The sequence below is a fragment of the Parabacteroides sp. Y3-G-102 genome (assembly GCF_023656845.1).
GTDB lineage: Bacteria > Bacteroidota > Bacteroidia > Bacteroidales > Tannerellaceae > Parabacteroides > Parabacteroides distasonis.
In genome coordinates this window covers 15977-35196 of the sequence record NZ_JAMOKU010000043.1, presented here as the reverse complement: position 1 = coordinate 35196, position 19220 = coordinate 15977, and the positions used below count along the sequence as shown (strand labels likewise).

Genomic DNA, 19220 nt, shown 5'->3' with positions numbered 1-19220 from the left:
ATAATATATGTTCAAAAGTAGAAAAAATCAATGTAGCTATATAATTTTTTTGGCTCTATTTCTGTTTTTTAATCCTATTTTGGTATTAGCTCAGACAGGAAGTGTCACTCTTTCCATGAAGAATGCTACATTAAAGCAATTTTTTGAGGCTGTAGAGAAACAAACCACATATATATTCTCTTATCGGGATGCTATAGTGGAAGGAAAGAAAGAGGTAACTTTAAACGTGACGAATCAGCCGATTCGGCGTTTGTTAGATGATGTACTGCATCAAAGAGACTTGCAATATACGATGACAGGGCATTCAATTGTCGTAACTTTAAAGACTGCCGGTAATGTAAAGCTGGTATCTGGTACTGTCGTGGATAGTAACGGTGAACCGATTATCGGAGCGAATGTTGTTGAGAAAGGAACTACGAATGGAACGGTAACGGATATTTCGGGAAATTTCTCATTAAATATAAATGATAGCGGTATTTTACAGATCTCGTATATTGGGTTTAATACTCAAGATGTAGCTGTGAACGGAAAATCAAGTTTAATGATAAACTTGAAGGAAGATACTCAAAAACTGGATGAGGTAGTCGTTGTTGGTTATGGCGTGCAGAAGAAGTCGAATGTAACGGGATCTGTGGCTTCTATTAAGACGGATGATTTTAATGATTTAAATATGGATGTGTCGCATGTTATTCAAGGCCGTGTGGCAGGTGTCAATGTTTCCAATGGGAATATTATCATTCGTGGAGCGGCTTCTATCAATGGCGCAGATCCGTTGTGGATCGTGGATGGAGTGCCGGGTAGCGCTCCTAATTTTAATGATATAGAATCTATCGAGATCTTGAAGGATGCGGCTTCGACTGCTATTTACGGTGCTCGGGGAGCAGGAGGTGTGATCCTTGTTACCACTAAAAAGGGAAAGATAGGGAAACTTTCTATTAATGCGAGAGTAAACTTTGGAATAGAGACTCCGATCGATTTGCCGGATATGCTGCATACCGCGGACTTTATTGACCGGAAATTGGCGGCAGGCTTCCCTAATAATCCCAATTCCGGCTGGGATAATCCCGCTTCGCTACCAGATACAGACTGGGAAGATCTGGTTTGGCGTAATGCTTTTAGGCAAAACTATTTTTTACAGATGACGGGTGGTAATGAGAAAACTACATTTAATATGTCTGCGGAGTTCTACAAGAATCAGTTTATCGAACGTTATTCATTTGAGGATGCGGGTAATTTCCGTGTGGCTAGCCAGACAAATATAAGTAAACGCGTGAAATTTTCCGAGATCCTGACTGTTGGTTTTAATAATACGGATCCCCATTTGTATGGGCAGACGAATAATGATTATGTTTATTACCGCCAAGTTCCTACGATGGTGCCTTATGATAATACCAACGAAGCTGGTGGAGGTTGGGGAAAACATCCGGCAGGTGGTTACTACGAGGGACCTAATCATGTGGCTACACTAATGTCTCATCATGAGAATGAACGTAGGTTTTGGGCCCGGGCAAATGCGATTTTGGATTGGGAGATTATCAATGATTTAAAATTCCAAGCGAATTTCTCTGCCAATTTTGACTCCCATGCGAATAATTTGTTTTTAGAGTCATGGAATTTGGGATCTTTATCTCAACAGGATTATTACTCGAAAGATTATGGCTCCGGTTATGATTTACGTATGTTATATACATTGACCTATGACCATACTTTTGGGGAGAAACACTATGTAAAAGGTATGGTTGGCTACGAGGCTTATCGGGCGACGGCTTCTTCGGCAGGTGGTTGGAAAAATGGCTTTTTGGTTCAGCCTTCGGATGATATTAGTTTAGGTACGGGAGATAAAGATGTATCCGGAACGAAAACGGAAGGTCGTAGTTTATCCCAGTTCGCTCGTGTAAACTATGCTTATGATGACAGGTATTTGCTAGAGGCTAGTATTCGTCGGGATGGTTATGATAACTTTGGTCCAGAGAATCGGTTTGGTGTGTTTCCTTCTGCTTCTGTCGGTTGGAATGTGGGAAAAGAGAGCTTCGTAAAGGATAATATAACATGGATGTCTCAATTGAAATTGAGAGGAAGTTATGGTAAAATTGGTAACAATACAATTCCTCAATTCTTGTATGAACCTTCTTTTACGAATAATTATCTATATTATTCATATGATGGGCAAAATACGCAGAGAGGATTCTGGTATTCAAATGTTGCGAATGCTACGATTAAATGGGAAGACGTGGCCCAATGGAATATAGGTGTTGACGCAAGTTTTCTGGATAATCGCTTGAATACGACAATCGAGTATTATGATAAGAAAACTTCCGATATGTTATATTCAGTAGGTGTGCCACCTTCTGCCGGACCTTCTTCGGAACCATTTAGCGAGACTTCTTCTTATCGGGCTAATATCGGAAAGATAAGCAATAGAGGTTTCGAATGGATGGTTCAATGGAGGGATTCCTATAAAGATTTTAGGTATGACGTGGCTTTTACGTTGTCTACCAACAAGAACAAAGTGGTAAAGTTAAGTGACCAAGTGAATCCGATCATTTGGGCTGGAAGCGATGCGGCTTTGAATAGTTCTATTTATCGTACGGAAAATGGACAACCGATGGGACAGATGTATGGATATGTCGTGGATGGTATTATTCAAGACCAAGCGGAAATCGATGTCTTAAACGCTCAATCTCCGGATGGATTGTACCAACAAGCAGGTACGGCTCCGGGTGATTTGAAATATAAGGATTTAAATGGAGACGGAAAGGTGACGAATGAGGATAAGACATATATCGGTAATCCTTGGCCGGATTTGATGTATGGATTGAATATAAATTTGTCATGGAAAGGCTTTGATTTAAGTATGGGCTGGTTAGGAAACGCAGGTGTTGATGTCTTTAATAGCGCTAAGCTTTATGAAAGAAGTTTCTATGGCGACTATAATACGACTTATAAGGTATATGAGGCGTGGAGTCCGACGAACCGGGCTACTTCACATCCTCGAGTAACGAAAGAGGACCCGAATGGAAACTTCAAGAATGTCTCCTCTTATTTTGTGGAGGATGGTTCTTTCTTTAAATTGAAGAATTTACATTTCGGCTATAATTTACCGAAATCAATACTTTCTCATTTGAAGATAGAAGGTTTGAAGTTTTATATTAATTGCGATAATTTATTTATTATCACAAAGTTTCAAGGAGATCCTGAATTGGGTGGTGGATATTTGGAACGAAATATGTATTCTGTGAAACGGGCTCCATCCACCCGCACCATTATGGGCGGTTTAAGTTTAACCCTCTAAATTAATAGGAAGATGAAGAAATTAGTTATATTATTAGCTGCTGCGTTAACTTTTAATAGTTGTTCGGATAGTTTTCTGGATTTATCAAATCCCAGTGCGTTATCTCCAAGTGTCTACCCTAAATCTATGGCGGATATGGAGACTATCGTAACTTCAGTTTATGCGAATATGGTCGCTGTGCCTTTGTATGGAAAAAGGGTTATGGCGAAAGGGACATTTTGTGTGGATCATACGGTAGATATGGCTTGGACTGGTGACGCCAACTGGAACCAGTTGGCGACCAATCAAGTGACTTCTGATAATGCTTACATTGGGACGTTATGGATTGGTTATTATAAAATGATCTCTTGTGCGAATACCGTATTGGAGCAATTGGAAAGAATCGACAAGGAGAAGTTTACGGATGCGGATTTAGCAAGACTTTCGCAGATGAAGGGAGAAGCTTTGTTTTGGAGAGGTTGGGCACACCAACAGTTAGTAGCGTTTTTTGGGGAGGGATATCCTTGCAACGGGGATGGCGATAAAAAAGGTGTACCTGTTCGTTTACAGGTAGCATCGACTCCGGATATGCTAAATATAGAACGTAGCACGGTGGCCGAGGTTTACGATCAGATCTTGAAAGATTATGAGGCAGCCAAACTTTTGCTACCTGCTGTATGGGAAGAGCGGGCGGACTATCCACGTCCAACCTCTGTTGCCGTTGCTAGTTACATCGGGCAAGCGAATTTGTATATGGGTAATTATGATGCGGCAAAGAAAGCGTTGAAAGAGGTTATTGATTCTTCCGGAAAAGAATTGCTCCCTTTCAATGAATATGCGAAGATGTTTAATGAGGATCAGGAGAAATTTAATAGAGAATCGATCTTAGAGATTAATTTCCGTAATGGGGATACTTCTGGATATTTTTGGTATGGAGAAGGTTCTCAATATGGATTGATCGCTGCCTTATGTTTCCAGAACGCAAGTGGAGATGTCGAGGCGGCCGGTTGGGGTAATATTTTCTTTCATGATGCGAATATTAAACGTTTTAATGGAGATCCTCGTTTGGATATCGCCGCTTTGCGTCCGGGAACTCCTGTTATCATGAATGGACAGCAGACCCATGTTCTGAAATATAAGGATACGGAGGCTGACATTCAAGGTTGGAGCATGCGAAAATACAATCCGTTGAAAAGTACGGTGAATGAGTTGAATTTAGGGGTTGGTATTAATATGTATTTGATGCGTTTGGCGGATGTATATTTGATGTATGCGGAAGCTTGTCAGGCTACGGGAGATGAGGTAAATGCCCGGAACTATATGAATCTGGTAAGAAGAAGAGCTTATAATGGAGATAGTTCCCATGATATAACGGCTAGTGGAGAAGCTTTGAGAGATGCGATTCGGGAGGAACGTTTCATGGAGTTCTGTGGTGAGGGCGTACAACATTGGCAAGATGTTTCCCGCTGGAAGGTCTTGGATGAGGAGATTAGCCGTTGGTATGGAAAGACACGTGTTGGTAATCCGCATTATGATGCGAAAGATTTGTATTTCCCGATACCCAAGGTTGAAATGGAGAATAATCCGAATATGACACAAAGCATAGGTTACGAGAACGAGTAGATATAACTTGTTGAAAAGTTCATCAAAGAAAAGGAATAGGATAGTTCTCTTGGGATCGCTAATCCTATTCTTTTTTTATTCCTTTATGATCATATTAAATCTTATTGAATAATGAAGATGATAGATGTGTCGAAAGTAAGAGTCTTTCGGGGGAGTCTCTTTGTATTGCTTATGCTCTTTATGCGGATAGGTTGGGCCTCAAATGATGATAGTACCTATAATATCGTGGATTTTGGAGCTAAAGGAGATGGAATAACAGACAATACCCAGTTCATCAACAGGACAATAGAAGCTTGTTCCTTGAGAGGGGGAGGAACGGTTATCATTCCGGGGGGAACGTTTTTGACAGGAAGTATTCTGCTGAAAAGTAAAGTAAACTTATTCTTAGAAAGTAATGCCGTAGTGAAAGGCATAAATAATCTGGAAAAGTACCGTTCTATATCCGATCTTAATCAAGATGAGGCTTATTATAAAGTAAAACCCCGGAATTGGAACAAGGCATTGCTTTTAGGAGATCAAGTTGAAGATGTGTCAATTACAGGAGAGGGGGTAATCGATGGTGCCCATATTCAAGATAAAAAAGGTGAAGAAGGGATGAGAGGCCCTCATATTCTCTTTTTGTCGAGATCGAAAGGGATTAAGATATCGGGAGTTAAACTACGAAGAGCATCGAACTATGCTTTTATGAGTTATGATATTGAAAGGGCTTCTTTCGATAATCTTTTAGTGGAGGAAGGATGGGATGGGATTCATATTCGTGGCGGAAAAGATATCCGTATCCGAAATTGCCGTTTTTATACGGGTGATGATGCTGTTGCGGGTGGGCTATGGAAGAATATGGTAATAGAGAATTGCTATATGAACTCATCGTGCAATGGGATAAGGTTGATAATGCCGGCTACTGGTTTAAAGATCGTTGATTGTGAATTTAGAGGTCCGGGAAAATATCCACATCGGACTTCCGGTGAACAAAAACGTAGGAATATGCTTTCTGGGATATTGCTCCAACCGGGCGCATGGTTCCCTGCGTTTGGGGAAGTAAAGGATATATTGATATCTAGCTGTTCTTTTGATTAATTGGATAATCCGTTTCTAGTCACATTGAATGAGGGGAACCGGGGAGAGCGGATCTGTCTGGAGCATATAAGAGGTACACGTTTAATGAAAGCGGCCGCCTCGGTAGAGAGTTGGGGAGATAGTAGTTTGAAAGATGTCCGGCTTTCGGATGTTTCCTTATCGTATGTTGGAAACAAAGATCAAGAAATAGTAGGACGTACTCCCTCGAAGCCATTGACCGATTATCGTGCGCTCCCTTGCTGGGGGCTTTACCTTCATAATTTAGATCGAGTGATTTTACGGAATGTTCGGTTAGATTGTGAGAATGGGAAAGTTGGCCCAGCCTCTTGTTTCGATAATGTGGGGTCCGTGGAGATTTATAATGTAAGTTTTTAATCTTAAAAAGAATTAGTATGCGAAAATATCTTTTGTTTTGTCTAGCTTTTTGTGTATTGGGTTGTTTGGCTCAAGATTTGATTGTCCGTCCGAACGATCCTATTATTTATAAGAAAGAGGGCGGTGCCTTTTTATGGCTGGGGGATACGGCTTGGGAGTTATTTCATGTATTGGATAAGGAGGAGATCGTTCATTATCTGGATAACCGGCAAGAAAAGGGCTTTACGGTAATACAGGCTGTTATCTTATCTGAACTGGATGGTTTGGATAAACCGAATGCGTATGGATATTTGCCCTTGGTTGATAAAGACCCTACCCAAATCACGGAAGGGTACTTTGAGTTGGTGGATTTTGTGATTCGAGAGGCCGGCAAACGAGGAATGTATATAGGGCTTCTACCTACTTGGGCAAACAATGTGGTAGAGAAAGACGGAAATCCAGCATTGTTTAATCCAGATAATGCGTATACATACGGGAAAATACTGGGAACCCGATATAAAAATGAAGCTGTAATATGGATTCTTGGTGGTGATAGAAATGTGGTTACGGATAAGGAGTTCGAGATCTGGCAATCTATGGCGAAGGGAATTCAGGAGGGAAATGGAGGAACACAACTAATGTCCTATCATCCGACGGGAGAGATTTCCTCGCATTATTGGTTCCACAATGAGTCTTGGCTATCATTCAATATTCTCCAAAGCGGGCATTACCGCCGGATGGATCCGGTATATCGTTTTTCGGGTATGTATGCTCAATTGAATCCGATTAAACCGTTTGTAAACGCAGAACCTTCATACGAGGACATACCGGTTCGTTTCTGGGAATATTTTGATTATGCTAAATTCGGGAAGAAAAAGGAGGACATAATAGGTGATAACGGGTTGATTAAGGATACGACTTATTTTACGGATGGAATTTACGATGACTATGATATCCGTATGCAGGCTTATTGGACTTATTTGTCTGGAGCTGCCGGATATACCTATGGGAATAACGCTATTTGGCAAATGTATAAGCCGGGTGGTAAATATCATGTACCATGCCTCTCGTTTTGGGATGGTGCGTTGGATAGGCCGGGAGCCGAATGTATGCGCTATGTAAAGTCTTTGTTTACGATGTATCCGTTAGATCGTTTCCGTCTGGATCTATCCGTTTTGTTTGGAATTAATTACAATGACGCAAGTTATATCACTCCCGTTTTAGCAAAAGATAAGACTTTTATTTTAGTTTATTTGAGCCAAGGGCAGGATGTAAGAATACAAATGAGTAAATTGCGATCTTTAGGTAAAGCTTATTGGTTCAATCCGAGGAATGGGGCGAGAACCTTGATCGGACCGGTCGAGAATAAGGGAATTCGTACATTCAATGCGCCCGGAGAAGCGGGAGAGAGGGGAAATGATTGGATCTTAATTTTGGAGGCGGATGATAGGTAGACGATGTATAAATTTTAAATAATAAAAGTCATTATGAAGAAGATCAATGTTTTGCTGTTAGCCTTTTTGCTGTTGAGTTTTTGGGCGAATGCCCAGCAGTATCCTTTTAACGGGTTGGATATGAATATGGGAAACCTTTCTCGTTTGTCGAATGCGCAGAGTCGTTCGATCAGTCCGGAGAATTTTACGGGGGAGAAAGGGAAAGGAGCGATGGCTGATCCCGTGAGAGATAAGGATGTCCGGAATAAGGCGAATGCGGCCGGCCCAGCGAAAGATTTGGGGAAAGGCTGGAAAGTAAATCCTTTTATTATCGTGAAACCGGGGGAGACAGTTACTATCGCGGAGATTGATGGCCCGGGGGCTATCCAGCAGATATGGATGACTCCCACTGGCAACTGGCGATTCTCGATACTCCGTATGTATTGGGACGACGAGAAAGAGCCTTCGGTTGAATGTCCGGTCGGGGATTTCTTCGCCAGTGCTTTTAATGAGTATGCCCAACTTTCCTCGTTGGCGGTCTGTGTAAATCCCGGGAGCTCTTTCAATTGCTACTGGAAGATGCCGTTCCGTAAGAAAGCACGCATAACGTTGGAGAATATTAATAATGCGGAAGAGATGCGTTTGTATTACCAGATTAATTATACCTTGACGGAAGTGCCGGAGGACGAGGGATATTTCCATGCGCAGTTCCGCCGTTCCAACCCGACACAAGGCTCTATCCATACGTTGGTGGATGGAATCAAGGGAAAGGGACAATATGTCGGAACTTATTTAGCTTGGCGTGTCAATGATAACTGTTGGTGGGGTGAAGGAGAGATCAAGTTCTATATGGATGGCGACAAGGAATACCCGACAATCTGTGGAACAGGTACGGAGGATTATTTCTGCGGTTCGTATAACTTCGAGAATCAGAAAACACATCAGTACCAAGAATTCACCACTCCTTATGCGGGAATGCACCAAGTGATCCGTCCGGATGGCCTATATCGGGCTGTTACGGCGTTCGGCTTGTATCGCTGGCATATCTTGGACCCGGTTCGTTTTGAAAAGGATCTGAAGGTTACGATTCAAGATTTGGGTTGGCGGCACGACGGTAGGTATAATAACCAGAAGTCGGATATCTCATCGACTACTTTCTGGTATCAGGCGGAACCACACGCTAAATTCCCGGCATTACCCAGTAAGGATGATTTGGAGATTCCGAGATGGTAAATGGCCTGTGGTAAGATGTTAAATGTTATTTCCGATTAAACCTTTCCTTTTTATCGATGTCTATTCTTTCGAAGCGCTTCATAAACAGGTAATTTATAATAAAAGTAATAAGTAGTAGTTTATGAAAAAGGTAATAGGATTGTGTTTGGTTGTATTGTTGAGTTCAACTTCTGTGTTCGCTCGTGAGAACAGGCGTATGGACAAGCGTAAGATGGATCCGTCCGCACGTTGCGAGAAGATGATCGCCGACTTGAAGCTGGATGAGAAACAAGCGGTGGAGTTCCGTAAACTTCAAAAAGAGTATATGGAAAAGGCTCAAAAAGAACGTGAGGCGATGAAGGCTGAGCGTGAGAAGCAACGGGAAAAGATGTTGGCCATGCGTGAGGATAAGAACGCCCAGATGAAAAAGATATTGACGGAGGAACAATACAAACAATATCTGGAGAAACAGCAGCCTAAAGGGAATAAACATGGCAGAAAACATCTAGGTAACGGACGTAGATAAAGAAGTCTATAGATAGATAAAATGGCCGGGGTAGCGATTATCCCGGCCATTTTAGTTCTAATCGGCTGCTTCAACCACATACCAAGTATATCCGTTGGCAGGGATTTTAACCGTAAGCTCCACCGTATAGTCCCGGTTCAGTTTGTAGGTGACAGGCTTTTGCTCTTTTTCCCGGATGCGGGCTGTTTGTGTCAGGCCGGTATAATAGAGTGGAATATGGATCGTACGGGTGATCTCTTGATGGGTCGGATTGAAGAACATGGCTAGACCTTTCTCCTTCTTGTGAGGATTGACGTGTATGAACCCGTCCCAGTCTCGTGCGTTCGGCCGGCGTAAGTGGATCATATCGCTGTTGAGTATATCGCGGTATTTCTTATACCATTGAATAACCTCGGTTACGGCCGCTTGGGTTTCCGGGGTATCATATAGGCGTGGCCCTCGATAGCAAGCTTGGACACCAGCTCCGTAATTTTGCATCATATGTGTTTTGTATTCGAACAAGTGTTCGTGGAGGGGCTCCAAGGTGGCGGCCTCTCCTCCTCCTTGATACTCCACGAGAGGAACGAAGCTCCAGCATGCCGAAGCCATCCGATCCCATGTACCATCATAATTCAATTGGCGGGCATGGATGATCTGCCGGTCCCGGGGAAGCGACCAGTTGGCTTCACGGTAACCAATGCCTGTCTTGGTAGACCCGTTCAAAAAATAGAAATCGGGAACATTGATATAAATGCCATTCTCGCACATCCAACGATAGAGATCGGTTATCTTATGGAACTGATTCCATTGGGAATCTTCCAGCCCTTTATGATAGGTATGGTGGGTGGAGGCGCATACGTCGCCGGGATAGGAGCCGTCGTGCTCGAAGCAACGCATGCCCGTACGCTCGAAGAAGGTTCGTATATGATGGAAATACTCATATCCCCAATCGCTGCACAGGCAGGGAGCGCTACCGAAACGCATGCCTCCCCGTTTGCCCGTCTTGGGATTGATAACATCCACCTCGTCGCTGATCCAACGGCTTGATAAGAGGGAGTAACATCCTAACTCTACACCTTTGTCGCGGGCGTAATTCACCAAGGATTTGTATTTGGAGATATTTTCTTCCGAGATATCTTCTGCGTTCAATCCAGACCCGAAGCTGATGATCACCATCTCGTAGCCCACGGTAGCGCATTGATCGATAGCGGTACGAATAACATCCGGATCGGAAGAGGTAAGGTGCATGAAGATCGGATTCTCCGTAGCCCATGGAGCTACCGTATAATGAAAGCGTCGTTTGAACAAGCCCTTCCGTTCCCGGTCATCGCTGTCGAACGGCATCTCGTATACGCTGAAGGACTTGAACTCCTGGCCCGCCGCTAGGGTATAATCGGGACCTAGCTTAGGCGATACGTCTAATATGCAAGGCGTGAGCAAAGGATAATTGCGTTGGGAGGTATATTCCGGATCGGCTACCCATTTCTCCGTGATATCGGTTTCCCGCTCGGTAAACTCTCCGCCACAAGCATAATCGCTTTCTATATGTATGTTCGGGAGCCTGAATTTGGAGGGATCTCCACCGCCGGGCGACTCCGGTTCGGCGAATGCCAGATATTCCAATTGAAAGGCATCGATATTTATGGACTGCGGGGTATTGTTGGTAACCTCCATACTTTTCCGGATAACCGGGATATGATCGTATAAGTCGTAATGGAGTTCTACGGTGACACCTTCTGTTTCTTTCTCTCCTTTTAATACGAAAGTCAGTCTTTTCCCTGTGGGCACCTCCTTATTCAGTGCCCAGCGGCTTCTGGCCCATTTGATATCTTCCTGCAGCTCCTCTATGCGGAAATCCTCAATGAGAAAAGAACCGGGGCGGGTAGTCATCTGCTCGACCCATTCCATCTGGAAGTATCCGCGCTCGGGCTGGCCGGTCAGCCCGCCAAGTTCCCAACGTTTCCCGTCAATCGTCAAACTACCTTCGCTACTTACGGCACGAAGCATACTTTCTCCGGTCATCCGGTTAAAGATATCGAGAGTGGAAAGATTGGGCAAGACACGGAACATACGTGCTACCATTCCGTTTGACAATAAGATGCTTTTGCCATCTGGAGTCGCATATATGCCGGCTTTTGATCGTGAGGGTTGTAAAAGCCAGTCGAAAGAGGTGTTTTCCAAAGGAAGCCCTTGTTGGGGTAATTGCTTGATTTTATCAAGTAATTTCTTCTCCGTACCGGATGATACTTCCGGCCCTTTCCCTTGATAGCTCGTGGAGACGATCGAGGGGATGATCTCCATATACTCTATTTGGGGCGTGATCCATAAGGCATGATCTCCGCTAGGTCCATCGTCGGTAGGCTCTACAATAAGATCCAATATCTTTATGCCATTTAGGGGGATATCGATTGTTTTCGGGGCATCGCCAAGTTTGACGATACCGCTGTTATAAAGCTCCTTGTCATCTCCTTTCAAGATAAATAAGGCCGAGCCCGGATGTACTTTTCCGTCTTTACCTTCTAGACCAACAAATGTCTTGGCGTTTTTTCGGGTATCGAAATACATTTTCGTTCCGTCAACAAAAGGGATAACCGTGAGGCTTTTATCCGTATAATCGATATGTGAGTCGGCGATCCCGACCTGCGCTTGAAAGCGTGACGCATTCTTGTGTAAATCGATCTTGATATGACTTTTGGCTTGTACCCCGATCACGTCATCATACGTTTTTCCTTGTATAGAGGCGGGCTCGTTGGTAACTGATTTCCCTTTGACGGCGCCACCGTAAGTTTGGTAGGATTTATTTAGGTCCATGTCCATAAGCCGGATCTCGTTCTGGCCCATGGCGTAGAGGCCGGCAAATCCCGAAAGGATAGCTGTAAAGATAAGTTTATTCATAAAATCCAGTGATAAAAGAGGGTGTTATCAATGATAAAAATAAGGTGCTTCAAAAAGACTTCTTTTGAAACACCTTATTTGGTTTATAATCTAGCTTCGTTCTATTATAATGTCGTAAGTTTTAAATTTCGCCAAAGAACCTTGATGCCTCCACCGTCGTGAATCTGAAGGGCGATGCGGCCTTTACTCGCTCCGATCTTCTCATCATTCAAGTTTACCATTTCCTGTCCGTTCAGCCAAGTCTGTACGTTATCGCCTTGTACTTTGATACGCATCGTGTTCCAATCGCCTTCTTTCAAGATATTCTCTTTCTCATCCGGAATCTGAACCAACCAGCCACGTCCGTACGACTCATAGATACCACCTGTATCGTGACCCTTCGGAGCTACTTCTACCTGCCAGCCGTTTACTTTCACGCCTTCCTCAACGAAAGAGCGGATGAATACGCCGGAGTTTCCGTCAGCCTCTTGCTTAAACTCTACGGTCAGATCAAAATCATCATAATAATCACGGGTAGCGAGATAACCGTATTGCTTATCGGGACCACTTTCGCAAACCAATAAACCGTCTTTTACGTACCATTTCTCCGTACCGTATGGTTCCCATCCCGTCAAATCCACGCCGTTGAACAAGTTCACTTCCTTACCGGCCTTACGAGGAAGTTCTTTGATCTTCAAGTTACGGAAAGATGCGGGATAACCATGATCTTGCAAGCAAAGCACACCTTTTTTCGCCAATCCGTATTCCGGCGCGTTGGCCCATTTGCCGCTATTTTTCTTAGCGTGCCAATCGTCTGTCCATGCCTCGAACTCTAGGATCTTTTGTCCGTTCAACCAATGTTCCACATGTCCATTATCGAATACGATCTTGGAGTTGTTCCATTCGCCTTGCGGATTCACCTTCATCTTGGATTTATCCGGCAAATGCATCGCGTAATCCACACCTAATTTCTGCCACTCTTCCAATGGGTCCGGGAAGTTCGGCTCGTCGATCAATTGATACTCCGGCCCCGTTACGTAAGGAACAGCGAATTGGGGACGCTCTACCACATGGTACAACATACCGCTATTGCCACCCTTGGACAATTTCCAGTCCCAAGAAAGCTCGAAGTTCTCATACTCTTTATCGGTTACGATGTAGCCACTAGCGTCGCTGCCATCTCCTTTGGCTTGTATACAACCATCCACTACATGCCAAGGCTGTGTCAATGTAGTCCCGTTGTAATCTTTCCAACCATCCAATGTCTTTCCATCAAAAAGCAGAACCCATCCGTCGGCGATTTCCTCGGGAGTAAGTGTGTTTTGTTCTTGACTGGCACAAGAGGAAAACAAGGCCAGCGATACCGCACAAGAGGCTAACAAGCTTGTGGCGGCTGTTTTTTTCATTACAGATTCCATGTAAATAAAGAATTTAGGTTGATAAATTGTAACTGAATGGCAAATTTACGTAAATATCTTTGATATCTCTCTCTGTTGGAGGAAAAACGCTTCTCTCCCTACGAAATACTTCTCCAAGAGCCTATATATTCTTTGTCGAATAAGCTCTATTTCTTAATTTGGCGGCGCTGAATTTATATTCACAGCCGCTGAATATACAAATGCCGCCGCTGATTGTAAAATCAGTGGCGATAATTTAAGAATAGAATAGGTACCGATCAGGCTTACCTATAGGTACGCATAAGTTTTATTCTGGCACAATCAACTTTTATATGTTTTTGTGGAAAAGAATCTGGATAATACTTGTTTAATCGAAGAATAATATAGATATTGCATGCATCTAATAAAGACTGAAATACCCTGCAAACCATATGATAACAATAGGCACCTTAAAACTAGATTTAGTTGCGGATCGAGAACCTTTCGTTCATGATTTATATGGTCGTTGGGATACCTTTAACCGAACCTCTTTAGAAGGGATCGTGGATGAGATTTTAAGCCGTTATGATACGGAAGATGAGTTGATCCGGATCGAGAGTTTAGACTTGGATCTAGGTGAGCTAGAAGAAGATGAATTCTATGAGCAATTCCCCCGTAGACTGGCAGAGAGACTGGACGAGACTTTCGCTTCTTATTTGCGAAGTAAGGAAGAGCATCCCGACCGAATCGCTGTTGTTCCCATCAAGCAATCTTGGCTGGAAGTATTTACCTATTATATGTCGCACGGATATTGGCCTTGGCTGGAAGAGGAGAGGCTCACCTTACCGGAACTTCTAGATAAATTAGTACGAATATCCCGGATAGAATTAAGTCATTTCCTGCGTGAGAAGGGAAAGGCGCTTACCATTCGTAAACGTCTGGTCTTTCAATTGGATGATATCTATCAAGAACGTTTGGTACATGTGGTGGCACCCTCGGAAAGCTCGTTTATAAACGCTTATGCCCGTTTCTTGCAAGACTCTTATCCCGAGATAAAGCGTCCGGAGATAGGGAAGAATGATTACAGAAACGCCATCTGGATAATCCTATGGGGATATTTATTATCTCAGGATCAAGGCTATTTCAACCGGAAACAAATGGTGACGTACACGCTGCGGGAATTATCCGGCTATTATTCCATTTCTTTTGTGGATTTACTGGGGATGCTGACGTATGATTTAGATAAGTTCGCCTCTACCCGCTTGTTCATGCCCGAGTTATTGTCGCTCTTGAAGGATATCCGGCTAGAGACATTATCGGAAAAGGAATTCACTAAAAATCTCTCTCTTTTTTCTCTGGAAGAATTGAAGGCTTTGCTCGTGCGGCGGGAGAAGAGCTTGACTTTCTTATCCGGGTATAATGAGGAACAGATTTACCAGATCGTGGAACAGGTGATCCCTGCGGAGAGTCCGTTTGTCATTGACTATGCGAGAGCGTTGGATAAGGAGAAGGAATTGGGTATGCTCGAAGGGAAAGCCGGGAATGATTTCAGGATACTGAAATGGGTGTTTATCTTCGAGGTTATTCTCGGTAGGGGGGGAAGCGTATTTTCCCGCCATCAGTTCGCCTTCTCCGTGTTAAAGGAGTTGGCGGCGCATTACAATCTGACGGTAATGGAGTTATTGGGATATTTTTACCGTACCTTGGCAAGTGGGCTGCTAACGGCTTATCCAGCCGTTCGGGAATTGATCATTGCTTTGTACTTGAATGCTCTCGATGATTCTCCCGCCGATATATCCGTTTATTACCCGGAAGATTTGAAAGATCGGTTGTCTAATTCCGGTTTGTGCCGTCGCTTTATCCGTTCCTTGCGCGAGGAGCAAATCTATTCGGTGGTTAGGCAAATCGTTCCGGTGGAAAGCCATTTCATTATCCGGTATGCGCAGACGCTGGATAAGGGGAAAGAGCAAGGGCGTTTGGAAGGAAGGGTGGGCGGCGAGTTCCGGCTGTTGAAATGGGAGTTTATTTTTCTGGTACTGTTTAGCGGGCCATTAACCGCTTTTAGCCGGAAACAATTCGTACGTTCGGTGTTGGGACAGTTCTCTGCTCATTATAATATCACGGTGCGGGAGTTGATCTCCTATTTTCATGAGGGAACACATGGGGAATATCCGTGGGTTCCGGAAGAGTTACGTGAGATAATAGACCTGCTGTACGAGGATATGGATAAGGAATCTCCCGAGCTTTTATTCTCTGTTTGGTTGAATGAGGAGAGGAAAGCGTATCGGTTGGGACAATTTATAATCACGGGCCGTTCCGATGAACCGCTGGGCGATCTATTCGAGTACGTGAGTGGTTTGGAGAAGACGAACTCGAAAATATTACTGGACCAATTACGGCAATTGAAGGATATTCCTTCATCTGGAATAAGGGTGGAAGAACCGATAGAGGCCGCTCGTATCTTCGCTTCCTTATTACTGCTTGTCATCCGTGAATACGGTCTGGCTTTTCCGAATCAGGTATCCTTGATCCAATACCTTACGAATGTAAAAGAGAATCGTACATTTGGAGATGCTGCTCGGCTGCGCTTGTTATTGCATGAGTGTATGTTGGAGAATATGGATGCGTTTACACGTACCATGGATGCTTTACTGGGCACGAAACCGGGGAAAGCGCCCGAGCTTCCCATCCGTACTGCTTTTCCCGCTATCTATCCGTCCAATTCCCAAAAGATGGAATTATTGGAGGAATTATATACAGGGGCAACTCCCGCTTTGCGCTTACTTGTCGAGGAGGTAATCCGCTTGTTTCGTCTCAATAGCTTCGGGTTGGAAGAGAACCTTTGGTTGGGGTGGTTACAGGCTCTTTCCGGCAACGTTTACCGGAATTACTCCAAAGATGGATTGTTGTTCCTCTTTTGGCAGCATTTGAGGGAGTCTGTGTCAGAGGAGGAATTGCATAAGATAGAGACTTTTATATGTCGACATACAACTAATTTATCTGAATTGTCAGTTTTTATATATCAACTTAAAAATAATATGGATATGGATGTTTTGAATGGCCAGTTAGAAGATCATGGCGTGTCTATTAACAATGCGGGCTTGACGATCATAGCCGTCTATCTGCCAATACTTTTTCATAGGTTAGGCTACTTGAGTGATGACAGACGTGGCTTTAAATCGAGAGAATGCCAAGTGAAGGCCATTTTTGCGTCTCAACGTTTTGTAACGGATGAGAAGGAAATCCCGGAGCCAGAATTATTCTTAAACAAAGTCTTGACGGGCTATGATAGTCCGGAACCGCTTCCTCGCTCGTGTGATTTAACTGAGAATGAATTAGAGATGATAGAGCAATTGAAGAAAGCGGTACTTATGAATTGGGATAAGATGAGGAATACGAGCTGGGAAGGTCTTCAAAGTACTTTTATCCGGAGAAAGGGAGTGTTAAAGATGGAGAAGAATAATTGGACGCTAACGGTCGAGGAGAGAGCTTTTGACGTCTTATTAGATTCGATTGCTTGGAACTTCAGGTTCATTAAAACTCCATGGATGGAAAAAATACTTAGAGTAAAGTGGCGGTAAATAACATTAAAAGATAACATTATGAATGCGGATCGGATACAGATTCAAGAAGGACCTTCGCGGGTCTTTCAAAACCGTAAAGGTGAATCAACACAATTGATAGAAGATAACCGGGTACAATCTGCCTTGCAGGCTAAAATGGTGGAAACTATGCAATGTGACGCAATGGATGAGGATGATTTGCTGCAAGGTAAGTTCGCCGTTCAGCGGGATGTGGAAGATGAGGATGAGCTTCTTCAAGGAAAATTTGTGGCCCAACGGCAAACGAAGAACCAGACAGGGATTCCGGATCATGTAATCCAAGGCATGGAGTCTTCCTTCGGGACGGATTTCTCCTCGGTACGTGTACACCCGGATTCATCGAAAGCGCCGGAGGTTGGGGCTTTGGCATATACGCAAGGTACGGATATCCATTTCGCCCCGGGGCAATTCAAACCGGATACGTCTGCCGGGCAGCAGCTATTGGGACATGAGTTGACACACGTCATCCAGCAAGCCGAGGGACGTGTGCAGCCTACTACCGAGGTAGGTGGAATGGCCGTTAACGATGATTTATCCTTGGAACACGAGGCGGATGTGATGGGTGCTAAAGCTGCTTCTGTCTTATGAACGAGTGGATCGATTGGTTCCAGCGGGTATTGGATGTCTCCATTCGTTTGTATTTCCGGCAGGAGTGCGATTTATCTTCCGTCTATGATATCCCACTCCCGAAGGCAGGACCGCTTTGGAAGGCGTTGTTGCCGGAACAGGTCGATCCTACTTTCGACGAGTGGATGGTGTTGATGTTGGCCTTAATGCCTCATCTTTCTCCGCAGATGTTGGATATTTTTTTTGTGCATAATAAGAATTTTGACCGTCCTTATACGGAATTTGGCGGTTGGAAAGGACTATCGCACGGAGGATTCTTGCCAACGGGCGAGACGGCCGTTTTCCTGTTGGCGGGCGATCGTGTGGAACGCCGTCTGGAAGTGGTTCGTCTATTTCGTGAGGAGCATTGGTTCCATATGTATCACGTCGTTGGCTTGGAAGGAGCCGGGAATGGTGAACCGTTCTTGAGCGGACAACTGCGTATATCGGAGGATTTCTTGTACCGTTTATCTTTTGAGGGAGAATATAAGCCGGACTATAATATGGGTTTTCCGGCCAAACGGATTAGTACGGCTTTGAATTGGGAAGATGCCGTATTGCCTTATTATGTGCGTGAGGAGTTGGAGGAGATAAATAATTGGATTACGGGGCATCGGGTCATCCTTTCGGACTGGGGATTGAGTCGTTTTTTGAAGGCCGGTTACCGCACTTTGTTTTATGGCCCGCCGGGAACGGGTAAGACGCTTTGCGCGACCTTGATCGGCAAGAAGAACGGGATGGATGTATATCGTATCGATCTTTCCATGATTGTCTCCAAATATATCGGCGAGACTGAAAAGAACCTTGCGAATGTATTCGACCAAGCGGAAAACCGAAATTGGATTCTCTTTTTCGATGAGGCGGATGCCTTATTCGGTAAACGAACCTCAACGAACACTTCTAATGATCGCCATTCGAATCAAGAGATCGCTTATTTGCTGCAACGGATCGAGGATTTCTCGGGAACCGTTGTTTTAGCCACAAACTTAAAGAGTAATATTGATGAAGCTTTCTCCCGTCGTTTCCAGTCTATTATCTATTTCCCGATGCCGGATCAAGACTTACGTGAGGAATTATGGCGTAGAATGCTTCCCTCTTCTTGGCTACCTGCGGATGCGGACAAGATGATCCGTATGGCAGCTACTTATGAGTTATCGGGTGGCTCCATCTCGAATGTGATCAGGCGTTGTGCCCTTCGGTTGCTAAAGCAAGACACTCCCCGGCTAGATTCCGATATCTTATCTATGGCGATCCGCCGGGAATTGAATAAAGAGGGCCGGTGGTGAT

Annotated in this window: 12 protein-coding genes; 10 read left to right on the top strand and 2 right to left on the bottom strand. The window is 44.1% G+C overall.

All coding sequences use genetic code 11. The features are described 5' to 3' along the window. The first annotated feature begins 7 nt into the window (after positions 1–7). From NBH16_RS18140 to NBH16_RS18110, 7 genes are all read left to right on the top strand, one after another. On the top strand, positions 8–3292 hold the full coding sequence (locus NBH16_RS18140) for a TonB-dependent receptor (RefSeq protein ID WP_250788938.1): 3285 nt from the start codon (positions 8–10) through the stop codon (positions 3290–3292). Between the two features lie 12 nt (positions 3293–3304). Next, positions 3305–4894: a RagB/SusD family nutrient uptake outer membrane protein gene (locus tag NBH16_RS18135; RefSeq protein ID WP_250788937.1), complete on the top strand. Its 1590-nt coding sequence runs from the start codon at positions 3305–3307 to the stop codon at positions 4892–4894. Positions 4895–5005: 111 nt separating this feature from the next. Beyond that, on the top strand, positions 5006–5971 hold the full coding sequence (locus NBH16_RS18130; RefSeq protein ID WP_250788936.1) for a glycoside hydrolase family 28 protein: 966 nt from the start codon (positions 5006–5008) through the stop codon (positions 5969–5971). 24 nt (positions 5972–5995) lie between these two features. Then, positions 5996–6346: a hypothetical protein gene (locus NBH16_RS18125; protein WP_250788935.1), complete on the top strand. Its 351-nt coding sequence runs from the start codon at positions 5996–5998 to the stop codon at positions 6344–6346. Positions 6347–6363: 17 nt separating this feature from the next. Continuing rightward, complete coding sequence (locus tag NBH16_RS18120) at positions 6364–7779, top strand: glycoside hydrolase family 140 protein (RefSeq protein ID WP_217935214.1); 1416 nt, start codon at positions 6364–6366, stop codon at positions 7777–7779. Between the two features lie 33 nt (positions 7780–7812). Then, positions 7813–8991: a glycoside hydrolase family 172 protein gene (locus tag NBH16_RS18115; RefSeq protein ID WP_196007007.1), complete on the top strand. Its 1179-nt coding sequence runs from the start codon at positions 7813–7815 to the stop codon at positions 8989–8991. A 121-nt stretch (positions 8992–9112) separates the two neighbouring features. After that, entirely contained in the window at positions 9113–9496 is a 384-nt protein-coding gene (locus tag NBH16_RS18110; RefSeq protein ID WP_005861419.1) for a DUF4890 domain-containing protein, read from the top strand. Between the two features lie 57 nt (positions 9497–9553). On the opposite strand, the gene NBH16_RS18105 is transcribed toward NBH16_RS18110, so the two are convergent. Together NBH16_RS18105 and NBH16_RS18100 are read right to left on the bottom strand one after the other, a co-directional pair. Further along, positions 9554–12370, bottom strand: coding sequence for an NPCBM/NEW2 domain-containing protein (locus NBH16_RS18105; protein ID WP_250788934.1), 2817 nt, complete (start codon positions 12368–12370; stop codon positions 9554–9556). A gap of 104 nt (positions 12371–12474) precedes the next feature. Beyond that, positions 12475–13767: a 3-keto-disaccharide hydrolase gene (locus NBH16_RS18100; RefSeq protein WP_250788933.1), complete on the bottom strand. Its 1293-nt coding sequence runs from the start codon at positions 13765–13767 to the stop codon at positions 12475–12477. Between the two features lie 410 nt (positions 13768–14177). Between NBH16_RS18100 and NBH16_RS18095 the strand changes: the two genes are divergently transcribed. From NBH16_RS18095 to NBH16_RS18085, 3 genes are read left to right on the top strand one after another with little or no spacing between them, the layout of a single operon-like run. After that, positions 14178–17306 carry a contractile injection system tape measure protein gene (locus NBH16_RS18095; protein WP_250788932.1) on the top strand — a complete coding sequence of 1043 codons (3129 nt, stop codon included), beginning with the start codon at positions 14178–14180 and terminating at the stop codon, positions 17304–17306. Between the two features lie 21 nt (positions 17307–17327). Beyond that, positions 17328–17915, top strand: coding sequence for an eCIS core domain-containing protein (locus tag NBH16_RS18090; RefSeq protein ID WP_121773670.1), 588 nt, complete (start codon positions 17328–17330; stop codon positions 17913–17915). Then, positions 17912–19219: an ATP-binding protein gene (locus NBH16_RS18085; protein ID WP_121773669.1), complete on the top strand. Its 1308-nt coding sequence runs from the start codon at positions 17912–17914 to the stop codon at positions 19217–19219. Before NBH16_RS18090 ends, NBH16_RS18085 begins: the two co-directional genes overlap by 4 nt. The last annotated feature ends 1 nt before the right edge of the window (position 19220 follow it).